The 13,917-nt window shown below is 65.9% G+C and carries 12 protein-coding genes; 6 read left to right on the forward strand and 6 right to left on the reverse strand.

Annotated elements, in window-relative coordinates; all coding sequences use genetic code 11:
* Positions 1-12 precede the first annotated feature (12 nt).
* From FRC98_RS10990 to FRC98_RS11005, 4 genes are all read right to left on the reverse strand, one after another.
* Positions 13-822, reverse strand: a complete 810-nt coding sequence (locus FRC98_RS10990; protein ID WP_146981457.1) for an SDR family oxidoreductase — start codon at positions 820-822, stop codon at positions 13-15.
* Positions 823-924: 102 nt separating this feature from the next.
* Entirely contained in the window at positions 925-1,677 is a 753-nt protein-coding gene (gene fabG, locus FRC98_RS10995) for a 3-oxoacyl-ACP reductase FabG (RefSeq protein ID WP_146981458.1), read from the reverse strand.
* Positions 1,678-1,680: 3 nt separating this feature from the next.
* Entirely contained in the window at positions 1,681-5,202 is a 3,522-nt protein-coding gene (locus FRC98_RS11000; protein ID WP_146981459.1) for a beta-ketoacyl synthase N-terminal-like domain-containing protein, read from the reverse strand.
* A 203-nt stretch (positions 5,203-5,405) separates the two neighbouring features.
* On the reverse strand, positions 5,406-6,128 hold the full coding sequence (locus FRC98_RS11005) for a TrmH family RNA methyltransferase (protein WP_146981460.1): 723 nt from the start codon (positions 6,126-6,128) through the stop codon (positions 5,406-5,408).
* Positions 6,129-6,515: 387 nt separating this feature from the next.
* Between FRC98_RS11005 and rplU the strand changes: the two genes are divergently transcribed.
* From rplU to FRC98_RS11035, 6 genes are all read left to right on the forward strand, one after another.
* The gene (rplU, locus tag FRC98_RS11010) at positions 6,516-6,836 is read left to right on the forward strand and encodes a 50S ribosomal protein L21 (RefSeq protein WP_146981461.1); all 321 of its coding nucleotides are present in this window, start codon (positions 6,516-6,518) and stop codon (positions 6,834-6,836) included.
* A gap of 59 nt (positions 6,837-6,895) precedes the next feature.
* A complete protein-coding gene (gene rpmA / locus FRC98_RS11015; RefSeq protein ID WP_115607987.1) occupies positions 6,896-7,168 on the forward strand; it encodes a 50S ribosomal protein L27 in 273 nt (90 codons plus the stop codon).
* Positions 7,169-7,279: 111 nt separating this feature from the next.
* Positions 7,280-8,329 (forward strand): GTPase ObgE, encoded by a 1,050-nt coding sequence (gene obgE, locus FRC98_RS11020; RefSeq protein WP_146981462.1) that lies wholly within the window; start codon positions 7,280-7,282, stop codon positions 8,327-8,329.
* Positions 8,326-8,529, forward strand: coding sequence for a hypothetical protein (locus FRC98_RS11025; protein ID WP_146981463.1), 204 nt, complete (start codon positions 8,326-8,328; stop codon positions 8,527-8,529). Before obgE ends, FRC98_RS11025 begins: the two co-directional genes overlap by 4 nt.
* 186 nt (positions 8,530-8,715) lie before the next feature.
* Positions 8,716-9,249 carry a c-type cytochrome domain-containing protein gene (locus tag FRC98_RS11030; RefSeq protein WP_146981464.1) on the forward strand — a complete coding sequence of 178 codons (534 nt, stop codon included), beginning with the start codon at positions 8,716-8,718 and terminating at the stop codon, positions 9,247-9,249.
* Entirely contained in the window at positions 9,246-10,019 is a 774-nt protein-coding gene (locus FRC98_RS11035) for a hypothetical protein (RefSeq protein ID WP_146981465.1), read from the forward strand. The genes FRC98_RS11030 and FRC98_RS11035 overlap by 4 nt, the downstream gene beginning before the upstream one ends.
* Positions 10,020-10,033: 14 nt before the next feature.
* On the opposite strand, the gene FRC98_RS11040 is transcribed toward FRC98_RS11035, so the two are convergent.
* Together FRC98_RS11040 and FRC98_RS11045 are read right to left on the reverse strand one after the other, a co-directional pair.
* The gene (locus FRC98_RS11040) at positions 10,034-12,355 is read right to left on the reverse strand and encodes a sialidase family protein (RefSeq protein WP_146981466.1); all 2,322 of its coding nucleotides are present in this window, start codon (positions 12,353-12,355) and stop codon (positions 10,034-10,036) included.
* On the reverse strand, positions 12,352-13,914 hold the full coding sequence (locus FRC98_RS11045; protein WP_146981467.1) for an OmpA family protein: 1,563 nt from the start codon (positions 13,912-13,914) through the stop codon (positions 12,352-12,354). The genes FRC98_RS11040 and FRC98_RS11045 overlap by 4 nt, the downstream gene beginning before the upstream one ends.
* Between the last annotated feature and the right edge of the window lie 3 nt (positions 13,915-13,917).

A 13,917-nucleotide genomic window follows, 5' to 3' on the forward strand; every position in this document is an offset into this window, starting at 1 on the left:
GCTAAACTCGCTTCAATCCTGCGCGCTCTTCCACCGCTCAAAACGGCGCATCAGGTTATCTTCAAAGGCCATGCCGCGATCGAGCGTGATGACCTGGCTCTGCATCGCGTCAAAGAGGCCGCTGCACATCGCCAGCACCGCCTGGCCGCACTCCTCGGGGCTGAGCAAATCCTCCCGCTCAATCCCCTCGCCGCGCAAAAACTCCCAGAACGACTCGCCGAACATCGCTTCAAAGCTCTCGGTGGCGACCATGCCAAAACGCAGCACGTTGACCTTTGTTCCGTACTCCCCCAGGTGCGAGCCCATGTAGCGCGCAAAGACCTCGAGCACACTTTTTGAGGCCGCCACGAAGTCATACGCCGGATACGAGCGGTCGGCTCCATCGCTGGAGATCGCCAGCACGTGGCCCGGGTAGCGCTCAAAGCGCTCAAAGATCGCCTGCACATGGCTCACAAGCGGCCAGGTGCTGTAATCGAGGCTCTTGTAAAACGAGCGCTTCTTATAATCGGCCAGGGTCGGGGTGCGTCCGGCAAACGCCACGTTGCTGATGAAGATGTCGACGCCATCGTGCTCGGTGGCGATCGCAGCCATCAGCGCCGCCACATCCTCATCGTTGGCCACGTCGGCGGCCACCAGCATGGGGCGAGGGGCGCCCACGGCGTCGAACTTCGCGAGAAGTTCGGATTCGTCGGCCGAGCCCCAGCGGTAGGTCAGCACGCAGCGCGCGCCGGCCTTTCCCAACGCCAGCGCGCTGCCCAGGCCAATGCCTCGGGTGCCGCCGGTGATCAGGGCGACCTTTCCTTTCAACTCAATCGGGTACATCCAGACTGCTCCCTCAACGCCCGCAGGCGTCGTGTGTGCTGCATCTTAAAACACGTTCATCCACATCGATGACCACCGGCTCGACCGCATGCGGCCTCAACCTTATGGGGCAACATCGAGCCCGCCGCTGACATGCAGCACCGCGCCGTTGATAAAGCCCGCTTCGCGCCGGCTCAAGAACCACACCGCCTCGGCGACCTCGGCTGGCGAGCCGGTGCGACCCACCGGGCAATGCTGCTGCCAGTGTTCGCCAACGCGCGCGTCCAGATCGTCGGTCATCTCCGTCTCCAGCAGGCCGGGCACCACCACGTTGGCGGTGATACCGCGCGGGCCGTACTCCTTCGCAAGACTTTTGGTCAACGCCACAAGCCCCGCCTTGCTGGCGGCATAGTTGGCCTGACCGCTGGCGCCCTCCTGTGCCACCGAGGAGATGGTGACGATGCGACCGTAGCGCTGCCCCATAAAGTGCATCAGGGCGGCGCGCGCCACATAAAAGCTGCCGCTTAAGTTGGTGTCGATGACCTCCGTCCAGGCCTCATCGCTCATCATGGCGGCGGCCTGGTTTCGCATCACCCCGGCGTTGTTCACCACCACATCGAGCCCGTCGAGCGCGTCGATGATGTCGTAGAGCGCGTCTTCCACCTCCCCGCTCACCCGCACATCGAGCTTACGAATGACGATGGGCCCCGCGCCTTCCATAGCCTCAAGCTCGGCGCGCGCGGCCTGGGCGGCCTCCTCATTGCTGCGGTAGGTCAGCGCCAACGACCACCCTTCGGCCGCCAGCCGACGTGCGATCGCCAGTCCCAGGCCACGCGTTCCCCCGGTGATCAACGCCCGTTGCGAAGTCTCACTCATCGCTCACTCCTCACGCTTTAAGTCAGCCAGCCGATCCAGCATCTGGTCGGCATGAGGCCAGAAACGACGGCGCTCATACGCGCTCAGCCCCGGCTGCGCAACGTCGGCGCGCGCGGCAGCTGCCGGCGCCTCTTCGAGCACCACGTGCACGTTGGTGCCGCCAAAACCAAAGCCGCTCAAACCCGAAAGACGCGTCTGCCCCTCGGCCACCTCCCACTGCCGAGCCTCTGTCACAACCTCCAGCGCGCTCCCCTCCAGCTCACAGGCCGGGTTGGCGCGCTCAAAGTTCAGGTGCGGCGCGATCGACTTCTGCGAGAGCATCAGCGCGCTCTTCATAAGCCCGGCCACACCGGCGGCGGCCTCCAGGTGCCCGACGTTGGTCTTGACCGAGCCCAGCGCGACTTTTGCCGCATCCGGCAAACGCCCTTCGCCAAACACCTTCTGCAGACTGCGCGCCTCAATCGCATCGCCAAGCTCAGTGCCGGTGCCGTGCGCTTCCACATAACTCGCGTGCGACGGTTCGACGCCGGCATCGTCCCAGGCCGCCCGAATCACCGCCTGCTGGGCGTGGCCGTTGGGTGCGGTCAGCCCGTTGGTCTGGCCGTCCTGATTGACCGCAACGCCGCGCACCACCGCCCAGATCGCGTCGCCGGCCTCCAGCGCATCTTCCAGACGCTTGAGCACCACCACGCCGCAACCTTCGCCGCGCACATAGCCGTTGGCGCCGGCATCAAAGGTCTTGCAGAGCCCGTCTGGCGAGAGCATCCCGGCCTGGGAGAAGGCCACCGAGACCTGCGGATCAAAGATGGCGTTCACACCTCCCACCACCGCCTGGTCGCAGCGGCCGGCGCGCAGGTTGAGCACCGCCTGATCCAGCGCCACAAGGCTCGACGAACACGCCGTATCCACCGTCTGGCTCGGCCCCCGCAAATCCCACGCGTACGACAAGCGGTTGGCCGTAATACTGGCCGAAAGCCCGGTGCCCGCCCGCACCGCCGCACCCTGATAGAGGCGCGCAAAATCGCTGCCGCTCTGCCCGACAAAGACCCCGGTGCGACTTCCCGCCAGCGTCTCGGCGTTAAATCCAGCGTCTTCGAGCGCGTGCCAGGCCACCTCCATCACCAGGCGCTGCTGCGGGTCCATCGCGCGGGCCTCGCGCGGCGAAATCCCGAAGAAGGAGGCATCAAAGGCCTCCACGCCGTCGACAAAGCCGGCGCGCGGGGTGACCATCACATCAAAGCCCACGGCGGTAGGTTCCAGATAGTCTTCTTTCTTCCAGCGCCAGGCGGGAACTTCGGTGATGCCGCTCCGGCCCTCACTCAGAAGTCGCCAGAACGCCTCAACGCCCTCGGCGCCCGGGAAGCGACACGCCATGCCCACGATGGCCACCGCGCCCTCCTGCAGCGAAGCAGCGGCGCGGCGTGCCGGCGAGGAGGTCGAAATGTTCGCCGGAGTCGCGCTTCGCGCCGAGGTTGCGTCCGCGCGCAACATCTCCACATGACGCGCGAGCTGGGCGATCGTCGGAAAGTCATAAAGCGTCGTGGCCGCAAGGCTCACCCCGAACGCCTCTTCGAGCTCACCCACAAGCCCCACCGCTTCGGCCGAGCCCAGCCCGTAGTTGGCAAATGGCGAGCGCAGGCTCACAGCCACCTCCGAGACGCCGGCCTCCTCGGCCACTCGCCGGCGCAGCCAGCGCGCGACTTCGCCTACGGCGCGAACCTCCGGCGCTTCGCTCACCGCCCCGCTGCTCTGCACCGCCGGCGCTCCGGCCGCATCTTCGCGCTCGGAAACCTCGGCCTCACTGTCAACCTCGGCCGACTCACCAGCCACCTGTTCGGCCAACGTCCGCGCCGAGACCACCACCTCCAGCTCCCCGGCCTCATAGGCGTTGCGCGTAGCCCGGCGCTGGATCTTACCGCTGGAGGTCTTCTCAATGCTGCGCGCCGTGATCAGCACCACATCAAAGGGGTTGATCTCGTGGGTGGCCACAAGCGCCGCACGCACCGCCTCAATGAGCTCCGGTGCGCGATCGGCGGCGTCTTTATCGACCTCGTGCACCACCACCAGGCGCTCTTCACCCTCAACCGTCCACGCAAACGCCGCCCCACAGCCGGGCCGAAGCGCCGCGTCGGCGCCCTCGACCGTCGCCTCCAGATCCTGCGGGTAATGGTTGGTGCCGCGGATCACGATCAGATCTTTCAGACGTCCCGTCACCACGAGCTCTTCGCCCACCAACGCCCCCAGGTCTCCGGTGCGCAGGTAGGTCTGATCGCTTCCCTGAAGACGCGCGCCGAAGATCTCCCGGTTCACCTCCGGGCGCTCCCAATACCCTCGCGCCACGCTGCCGCCGGCAAGCCAGATCTCGCCAACGTCGCCGTCAGCGCAGACCTGCAGAGTGTCGGGGTTGACGATGCGCGCCTCAAAGTCACCCACGGGCTTGCCGCAGCTCGGCCACATCACCCCCTCAACCTCAAGCTCCACCGGCTCGACCATCCGCTCCGGCGTCGAGACCAGAAGCCCCACCTCGGCCAGCCCGTACGAGGGCGAAAACGCCCCGGGACGAAAGCCCGCAGGCGCAAAGTATTCGGCAAAGCGCGCCTGGGTGGCCATCCGCACAGGCTCCGCGCCGTTGCACGCAACCTCCCAGCTCGACAGATCCAGCCGGTCGCGCACATCCTCGGGCACGCGACGCACGCAGAGGTCAAACGCGAAGTTCGGCGCCGCCGAGAGCGTCCCCTTATAGGTCGAAAACGCCTCCAGCCAGCGCTGCGGCTTCTTCAAAAAGTCCAGCGGCGACATCAGCACGCTGGAGCAGCCGTTGAACACCGGCAGCAGCACCCCGCCAATCAGCCCCATATCGTGGTAGAGCGGCAGCCAGCTGACAATCACATCGTCGGGCTTAGCGCGGTAGCCGAGCTCAATCAGCGCTTCATTCTTGAGCAGCGTCTTGTGGTCGAGCATCACCCCCTTGGGGTTCCCGGTAGAGCCGGAGGTGTACTGCAAGAACGCCAGCGATTCGCCATCGACCTGCGGCGCCTTCCAGGCGTTGAGCGCCGCCTCATCGACCTCGATCACGTCGCTGGCGATCCAGCTCAGCTTGCCCAGCCCCGGCGACTGCATCGCCAGGAAGTCGGCCATCTCTGCGATCATCGCGTTGGTGAGCGCCACCGTGGCGCGCGCGTCATCGACGATCGCCTGCAGCCGCGGCAACGTGCGCTGCAGACGCGTCGGATCCGGCGGATAGGCCGGCACCGCGATCACCCCGGCATAGAGGCAGCCAAAAAACGAGGCGATATAATCGAGCGAGGGCGGATAGAGGATCAACGCGCGCTCGCCAGGCTCCGTCGTCTCTTGAAGACACGCGGCGATCGCACGGGCACGGCGGTCCAGCTCACCAAAGGTCAGCCGCGCGCCCTCCCGCTCCCCATCTTCCAGAAAGATATACGCCGTGGCGTCGCCTTCGTTCGCCGCGCGCCAGCGCAACATCTCGACCAGCGTCTTCTGTTCGTCTCGACTCGCCACCATCTACTCCTCAACAACCTACATCCACGCACACCACACACGCCCCCGTTGGGGGGACGCCCTCGGGCAAGCGCCCCCCTTTAGCGAAAGAGTCCCCCTGCTTTCAAGGAAAGAAAAAGACCGACCGACCGGTCGGAAAACCTTATAATCCCTTCACTTACGCGATCCCCTCGCCGCGATCCTCTCACCGCGACGGTGCGCCGGCATCAGGCGCCGGCGGCCAGCAGACGCTTCACCAGGCGATCGCCCTGGTTGACCGCCCGCACGTAATAGACGGCCTTGAGGATGTGTTGCTCCTCCTCATTTAAGTCCCCGACCTTGCCCAACTTCTCCTGACGCTGACGCACCGCCTCATACATCGACAGCGCCCCGGCCACCGAGATGTTGAAGCTCTGCACAAAGCCGCGCATCGGGATGATGCAGCGGTAGTCGGCGGCCTCGGCGACCTCCTCGCAGACCCCGTCACGCTCGTTTCCAAGAACAATCGCCGTCGGCCGCGTAAAGTCGATCGTCTCCAGAGGCACCGCCGCCTCCAGGTGGGTGGCCACCACCTGGTAGCCCTGCCCCTGCAACGCGCTCACACACGCCGCCGGCTCGGTCCAGGTCGTCATATCCACCCACTTATCGGCCCCCTGGGTCACCCGTGCGGAGACCTTTTTGACCGGCTGCGTATCGATCATATGCGCGCTCATCGCCCCCAGCCCCTCGGCCGTGCGCAGCACTGCGGCGATGTTGCCCGTATCGAAGATCCCGTCGAGCACCGGCACGATCGACTTGCAACGCGAGGCCACCACCTCCTCGATGCGATCACGGCGACGCTCCGAGATATGCTCCTCCAGTAGCGCCACCACCTCGGCGGCGCTCATGGTGAGCTCCTCCTCCATCCCCAACAAACGCCCCACCTCGATCGGATCCGAATACGCAAACACTGCTCGCCTCGCCGCTTAAGCCCTTACTTCTTTTACGCGTGTGTCTTGATCTTCGGGCTCCCGGCCCGCCGGCGGCACCTTAAACCAGGGTGTGCCCCCTGCCAAACCTCGCCGCCGCGATCGCCGCGGCGAGCTTTTCGGCCTCGATCGTGGTGGAGACTTGACGCGCCCCATACGCATGTGTATGCCTTGCAGTCCCTCTGCGTACCCATTTTTTGATGGGAGCGCGCACCGGTGCGCCTGACCAACCTTATCGCTTCACCAGGCGCCCCACGCTGTAACGACGAAGAGAATGCCATCAGGAGTTGCCCGTTATCGCGCATGAATGCCCATGAGTGGACTTCAGCGGGTCTCCATTGAAAAAAATACACCATGCAGGAGCGAATCATGCACGCTGTGATCCGTACGGGCGGTAAGCAGTACCGCGTTAAGCCGGGCGACGAGTTCAACATCGAAAAGATCGCTGACGCCGAAAAGGGCGGAACGATCACCTTTGACGAAGTTCTGGCCGTGGGCGAAGGCGACGATATCACCATCGGCGCCCCCTTGGTTGAAGGCGCCTCGGTGGTGGCTTCGGTGGTCGTCGGCGAAGGCCGCGCCCGCAAAGTCATCATCTTCAAGAAGCGTCGTCGTAAGGGCTACCGCGTCAAGCGCGGGCATCGTCAGCCTTTCACTCGCATCAAGATCAAAGAAGTTAACGCCGGCTGAGGTTGCCTCTTCAGGCGCCCCTGATCCCCCGGCCCTTCAAGGCTTAAAAGGAGTTCGTCATGGCTCATAAAAAAGGTCAAGGTAGTTCGCGTAACGGTCGCGACTCCAACGCGCAACGACGCGGCGTTAAGAAGTTCGGTGGTGAGCAGGTCATCGCCGGCAACATCATCGTGCGCCAGCTGGGCACGAAGTTCCACCCGGGGCGTAACGTCGCGCTGGGCCGCGATTACACTCTCTTCGCCACCGCCGACGGCGTGGTGAAGTTCGAGACCCGCGCCGGCAAGCGCAAGTTCGTCTCGGTCTACCCGATCGATGAAGCCGCCGCCGAGTAAGGCCGGCTCCATCTCGGAAGCTCTTTGAAGCGCCCCCGACCGCCTGGCATCGCCGGGATGCCGGGGGCGTTTTGATTTTAGCACTCTGGCAACTCTTGCACTGGAAGACGCATGTTCGTCGATGAAGCAAAGGTCGAAGTCCGCGCCGGACGCGGGGGCGACGGCGCCCTGGCGTTCCGCCGCGAAAAGTTTGTTCCGCGTGGCGGCCCCGCCGGCGGCGACGGCGGCCGCGGGGGCTCGGTGATCGTGCGCGCCACGCATAACGCCAACACCCTGGCCGACTACCGCCACCGCCGCACCGTGCGCGCCGAAGACGGCCGCCCCGGCGGCGGTGATAACAAGACCGGCCGCAATGGCGAGGACGCCTTTATCGAGGTCCCCGTCGGCACCCTTATCCACGACGCCAAAACCGGCGAGCTTTTGGCCGACTTGATGCAGGACGGCGAGGAGTTTGTCGTGGCCAAAGGCGGCGACGGGGGCCAGGGCAACGCCCGCTTTGCCACCAGCACCAACCGCGCCCCGCGCCGCCACACCCCGGGCTTTGCCGGCGAAGAGCGCCTGCTGCGTCTGGAGCTCAAGCTGATCGCCGATATCGGCCTTGTGGGTTTTCCCTCGGTGGGCAAATCCACGATCATCTCGGTGATCTCGTCGGCCCGCCCCAAGATCGCCGACTACCCCTTCACCACCATCGTGCCCAACCTGTGCGTGGTGAAGTGGAAGAACCTGCGCGAGTTTGTCGTCGCCGACATCCCCGGGCTTATCGAAGGCGCGCACAGCGGCCAGGGCCTGGGCATCCAGTTTCTGCGCCACGTCGAGCGCACCAACCTCCTGGTGCACGTCCTTGAGGTGACCCCTCAGCTCGAAGAGCAGCCCGACGGACGCGATCCCATCGGCGACTACGAGGTCATCGTCGGCGAGCTCAAGAAGTTCAACCCGGAGCTTCTGGAGCGCCCGCAGATGGTGGTGCTCAACAAGATCGATCTTCCCTACGTGGCCGAGCGCGAAGAAGAGCTGCGCGCCCATTTTGAAGACAAGCTCGGGCTGCCCTTCATCGCCATCTCGGCCGCAGCCGCCATCAACCTCGACGAGCTCAAAGATCGCCTGGGTGAGGCCATCGCCCAGGGCGGCTTTGGCGAAGAGCTGGAGCACTGGGAAACATGACCACCGCGCACATCTTCTACATCCCGGTGATGATCGCAGTCGGCATGCTCGCGGGCTTCTTTCTGGGGCGGCGCGCCGCCGAGATGGAGGCCCAGGAGCGGCGCAAACGCCTCAAGCGCAAACGTGCGATGGAGGCGCGCCGCAAAGGCGCCGCCGAAGGCGCCCAGGCCGCCTCCGAGCAGCCCTCCGAAGACGTCTGAGAATCCCGCCTCGCGCCGATCCCGGGCTTGAAGTATCGTATGTGGGTTCCACCATTACTGCGCCGTGAGCAGAAGTTGATTCCGAGGTTCGCTCAATGCAGCAGACACGGCATTAGCACTCGTTCACTGCGCAAAAGCGAACCCGTTTAGCGACGCTCTTGCAGCCTAACCTTCGGAGCCAAAGGCATGATCGCAACGCTTCTTCGCACGCCGGTGCCCGCGCGCACCCTCTCTTTGCTTCTTATCGCCCTCTTCTCGCTGGCCCTCAGCGGGTGTCTGCCCGACCCGGTCGACGACGAGAACGACGCCGACATCGAAGAAGACACCGGCGGCGAGCCCGATGTCGAGGAAGACACCGAGCCGGACGTCGATCCGGCCGACAACTTCGACCCGCAGTTTGTGGAGATCGCCGAGATCGTGCGCACGACCTGCGCCGTGGCCACCTGCCACGGCTCAAGCCCCGGTGACACCGAGCTGCTCTTTGGCGCCAGCGAGTCCAACTTAAGCTACGAGCGCATCGCCGAGGTCTTTGCCGAGTATGAGGCGACCACCGGCGACATGTTGATCGTGCCGGGCGATGCCGAGGCCAGCTACCTGCACACGGTGATCACCAGCGACGACATCGACATCGTCATGCCCTCACCGCCTCTGCCTCCGCTGACCGGTGAGCAGATCACGTTGATCACCGACTGGATCAACGACGGAGCCAACTACCAATGATCGGATCGGGGGCGAAGGCCGGGCGTAGAGCGTGGGTGGGGATGGCGTGTGGGTTGGGCGTGGTGATGCTCAGCGCTCAGGCGTTAGCCGGGCCGCCGGATGTTCAGGGAACCTCGGTGGGTGTGGGGCTGGCCGTAGGCCAGCGCGCCATGGCCCTGAGCGTACCCGGCCTCGACCACCGCGTCGGCGCCTGGCCCGGCGCTTCGATCGATCTTCGCCAGGTCCTCTTTCAACCCGAGAGCCTGCCCGCCACCCTGGAGCTCCGCCTGCAGGGTGGCTTCTTCCGCGGCACCTCTGCCGGCAACTCCTTCGACGCCCCCGACGGACTCACCAGCCAGCGCTACGTCGCTCAGGGGCTCATCGGGCTGACTCGCCCCATGGGCAGCACCGAGCTGACCCTGGGCACCGGCTTCGGCGTCGACGCCACCATGGTCACCCCCAACGCCGACTACACCGGTCAGCAATACCTCAACGTACCGGTGCAGCTGACAGTGCGACGCCCCTTCGGCGAGTCAATCTTCGCCGGCGTGGAGCTCACCGCCCTTCCGGTGGTCGCCTACAACCAGTCATCCGCCTACCCCGACCACAACGCCTTCGGCGCCCGCGCGAACATCAGCGCCGGCTGGCGCCCCTCCCCCGACGGCTTGTTTGTGGAGCTGGCCTACACCTACCAGCGCTTCCTGACCTACCTGCCGCTTAGCACCGGGGAGCGCGCGACCTCCGTCGACGTCGCGCAAGATCTGGGCGTGGTGGTCGGCTGGTCCCGCTGACCTCACCCAAAACGTCAGCGGTAACGTCGCGTCTTTAAGAACGCAAAACTCAACGAAGTCAGGATGATCACCAGGGTCACCGTCACCAGCACACCCATGCTCTCGGGCAGGCTCGTGCGGCGCCTGGGAACCTCACCGGCAAACACGCGTCCGGCCTCATTGAGCGCCATGCCGCGCTGGCGCACCTGAAGATCGAGAGGACGGTCCGCCCGCAACCCCGCGTTCCCCGGCCAGATCAGCGGATGTCGCACAATCGCAGCTCCCGGCTCCTCGGGACGTCGCACCCGAATCAACTCGCTGGCGTGCGGAAGATCGCTGATGAGCAACATCTCCTCACCATCAAACCCCAGCCCGGTGATCTCACCGGCCGCCCAGGGGCCGTTGACCGTCACCCAGCTCTGCGCCTGATCGCGGCTCAGCGCCACGCGGCCGCCGTGCACCATCACCAGGGTCGTCGTCTCCCGCCAGGGAATCTGCGCGAGCCTTAAGGGCGACTCTTCCTCATTCTCCATATACGAGTAGAGCGACTGCCAGGTCTCCCCACCATCGCCCGAGCGCCACAGCTGCGTGGGGCGATTAGGGTTGAGTGGTCGCGAGACCATGTAGGTACGCCCGTCGCGATCCGGCACAACCGCGCTCACCACCGAGCCCTCCAGCGCGCTCCTGAATGCCTCACCAAGGCGCGCGCGCCGCCAGGACTCACCCCCGTCATTGGAGAGCAGCGGGCCGTGCTGGTGCGACCAGGCGTGAAGCTGCTGCCCGCCCGGCCGCGCCGCCAGCGCCACGATGGCCGCCGGCGGCAGCTCTACCCCGTCGAGATGCACCGGCCGGAAGATCACATCATCGGCGCGGCCCAGCGGCGCGGCCTCCGAGCTTCGCACCTGCCCGTTGAGATCATGAACCAGCACACTCCCACCGAGCGTGCCGCTGATCAGCTGATCGCTGCGTTCGTTGACCATCACCGCGCTCGTCGCACGGTCATGAACCTGCTGCCAGCGCTCCTCGCCAGCGCTCACAATCCGGCGAAACAGACCGGCGTCGGTACCCACGAGCATCTGACCGCGGGCATCAAAACCCACCGCGTAGGTGTGCGCGCCGTTGAGCCCCTGATTGACCGACTCCCAGCTCATACCCCCATCTGTGCTGCGCAGCACCCCCTGCCCCCGGGTGCCGGCCCACACCACATCTTCTCGATCGCCGGCGGTCAGGTGAGTGATGCCCCGGCCGTCCGGATCACGCTCGCGGGTCTCCTCCCAGGTCACACCGGCGTCTTCGCTTCGCCAGATCGTCCCGCGGTCGCCGCCGATCAGCAGCACGTAGCCCGCAACCGCGTCTTCGTCGGCGCGCAGCAGCATCGCGCTATTACCCTGCGGCTCCAGCGAGTGACGGACCACCTCCACCGGCTCCCACAACTCGCCGATGCTGCTGTTTCGGTACAGGCGCGCACGATCCAGCAGGTAGAGTTCCTGCTGATCGGGGCTCGTCGCCAACGCCCGGTCGATCGCCGCGACGCTGCTGGTGAGCATCCACTCCTCAGCTTCGGCCTCACGCCGAAAGATCAGCAGGCGGTCGCGCAGCACCGTGAGCAGCTCATAGGCACGATCCTCAGTCGCGGGCATATAATGGCGAAGCGTCGCCGGAAGCAGCTCCTCCTGCGACTCGCCACCCTCAAAGTCCACACCGGCAAGGCTGATCCGCTGCCACCCCTGCGCGCTGAACTCTTCCTCGGCGTCCTGCGTCCAGCGCCACAAGCCTCGCCCGTCGGTCAGATAAATATGACCATCGTCTGGCGAGAGCAGCCGCAGCCGCGGCGCGGTGTCGGAGCGACTCACCCGCAGGGTCTCATCGAGGTTGGCCGGCAGCGCCGCCCGGAGCCAGCTTCGCCCCTGATCGCGGCTGTAGAGAAGACGCGTGGGTTGATTGGCCGCTGGCACGGCCACCAACCACACCACCCCCTGCGACGAGGCGATGTAGTCGCTGGCCTGATACTGCCCCCGCTCCATTCCGGCCCACACCCCGTCAAAAAGCTCCAGTCCCGCGCTTTGAAGTCGACGGGGCCAGCGTCCCTCAAAGGTGCTCCAGCCGGGGTCATCGAGCCCCCGCACAAAGAGCGATTCGGCGCCGACCGCGACGATCTGCGCCTCATCGCCCTCTCCTACACGCAAGACCGCAGCGACCGTTCCCCCCGGCGGCACGCCAACCTCACTGAGCTCCACGCGAGTTTGCTCGGTGGTGCACGCCGGCCCCGCCAGGGCCAGCACCACCACACTCAGCAGCAACGCGAGCCCCCGGCCGAGGCGTTGTCGCTCGCTACGCTCGCTGCTGCCCACGCTCATTCCTCTCCCATCTCCAGGATGTTGAACTCCACGCGCCGGTTGAGCGCGCGTCCCTCCGCGGTGCCGTTATCGGCCACCGGCCGCGACTGACCATAGCCCACCGCCTCCAGACGTTCGGCGGCCACACCGCGATCGACAAGGTACGCCTTCACCGCGGCGGCGCGATCCTGGCTCAGCGCCAGGTTGCGATCGGCGCGGCCCACGCTGTCGGTATGCCCCTCCACCCGCACAAGCTCAATGGCGGGGATGCGCAGCATCAAGTCGGCCACGTCGTCGAGGATTCCGAAGCTCTCCTGCGCGATGTTGGCGCGACCCGTCTCGAAGTTGACCTGCTCGGTGATGATGATCGCGCCCTGACGCACCATCGCGCGCTCCGGATTGATGCGCGGCGGCTCCGGCTCGGGAGCAGGCGGCGGGGGCACCGGACGCTTCCGCTCGATGACAGGCTCATCAAGTAACGCGGTCTGCTCTTCCAGATCGGGCTCCGGCTCAAGGTCCGGGCAGTCTTCTCGCTCCAGCCTCAGACGACGGCCGCGCTGGTCGAGGTAGCGCGGATCACAGGGGTCGATCTCGGCGCGGAAGCTGGGGCTGGCATAATCCACCTGCCACCAGCCGCCGGTCACCCACTGCCCGCCAATGCCGAAAAAGACGCGCCAATCCGGCGAGCCGATCCCATCGCTGAGCCCCGCGCCCAGACCGCCGGTGGCCGTCCAACCCTCGGCGACCCGGTAGCGCAACGCGCCCATGATCTCGGCGGGAACTTCACCCGGGGCGATGCCCCGCAAAGGCTCCGCCTTGCTGGCCACACCCACGGCCCCGCTGACCTCCGCCAGAATATCGAGCCGGTCCGTCAAGAAAGGCGCGTGCGCCGCAAGCCCCCACAAAATCTCATTGCCGATCACATTCTGACGGATGATGCGCTGCCCCGGCCGATAGCGAAATCCCAGGTTCGCGCCCAGGCGAATGCCGTCGAAGACCACGTAATCCGCGGCGACCAGGGCCTCCGCGCCCACGCCACCATCGCCGGCCAGCGCGTCGTCATTACCCACCGGGATCGAGAGCCCACCGACCACCGCAAGCCCCACCTTCGACTCATCGAGCCCCAGCACCTGGTACTTCGCCGTGAGCCGCCAGTCGTTGAGCGCGCTGCGCGTCAGGTTGTCGGTGCTCGACGCACCGGGCGGCAAGAGCGGCTGCAACTCTTCGCTACGCTGGAGCACCGTCCAGGGCAGCAAAAGTCCAACCTCGGCCCGATCCCACAGCCCCACACTCCCCATGATGTCGAGCTGGGACTGGTAGGCCAGCGTGCGGCGCTCCGGCGAGTCGATCGCGGCGATCTGCACCGGGTCGTCGGCGTAGTTAAAGAATCCGCCGACCTGCCACTCCAGGTGCGGTGCCACCGAGCTGCCAAACACGCTCAGGTAATCGCCCACGCCCGGCGCAGGCCGAAAGCGCTGCACCTTCAACTCGGGCAGCTCCGTCACCTCCTGCGCCCCGACCGGCGCCGCAGCGCCCATCGTCCCCAACACCAACATCCAGCCAATCCAGCGCTTAGTCATGCG

Source organism: Lujinxingia vulgaris (assembly GCF_007997015.1).
GTDB classification, from domain to species: Bacteria; Myxococcota_A; Bradymonadia; order Bradymonadales; family Bradymonadaceae; genus Lujinxingia; species Lujinxingia vulgaris.

What these genes read in the sequence shown, in the direction of transcription:
- FRC98_RS11030 (WP_146981464.1), top strand. Translation starts at nt 8,716, where the DNA reads ATGATCGCAACGCTTCTTCGCACGCCGGTGCCCGCGCGCACCCTCTCT.
- FRC98_RS11035 (WP_146981465.1), top strand. Translation starts at nt 9,246, where the DNA reads ATGATCGGATCGGGGGCGAAGGCCGGGCGTAGAGCGTGGGTGGGGATG.
- rpmA (WP_115607987.1), top strand. Translation starts at nt 6,896, where the DNA reads ATGGCTCATAAAAAAGGTCAAGGTAGTTCGCGTAACGGTCGCGACTCC.
- FRC98_RS11045 (WP_146981467.1), bottom strand. Translation starts at nt 13,914, where the DNA reads ATGACTAAGCGCTGGATTGGCTGGATGTTGGTGTTGGGGACGATGGGC.
- FRC98_RS11040 (WP_146981466.1), bottom strand. Translation starts at nt 12,355, where the DNA reads ATGAGCGTGGGCAGCAGCGAGCGTAGCGAGCGACAACGCCTCGGCCGG.
- fabG (WP_146981458.1), bottom strand. Translation starts at nt 1,677, where the DNA reads ATGAGTGAGACTTCGCAACGGGCGTTGATCACCGGGGGAACGCGTGGC.
- FRC98_RS11000 (WP_146981459.1), bottom strand. Translation starts at nt 5,202, where the DNA reads ATGGTGGCGAGTCGAGACGAACAGAAGACGCTGGTCGAGATGTTGCGC.
- rplU (WP_146981461.1), top strand. Translation starts at nt 6,516, where the DNA reads ATGCACGCTGTGATCCGTACGGGCGGTAAGCAGTACCGCGTTAAGCCG.
- FRC98_RS10990 (WP_146981457.1), bottom strand. Translation starts at nt 822, where the DNA reads ATGTACCCGATTGAGTTGAAAGGAAAGGTCGCCCTGATCACCGGCGGC.
- obgE (WP_146981462.1), top strand. Translation starts at nt 7,280, where the DNA reads ATGTTCGTCGATGAAGCAAAGGTCGAAGTCCGCGCCGGACGCGGGGGC.
- FRC98_RS11025 (WP_146981463.1), top strand. Translation starts at nt 8,326, where the DNA reads ATGACCACCGCGCACATCTTCTACATCCCGGTGATGATCGCAGTCGGC.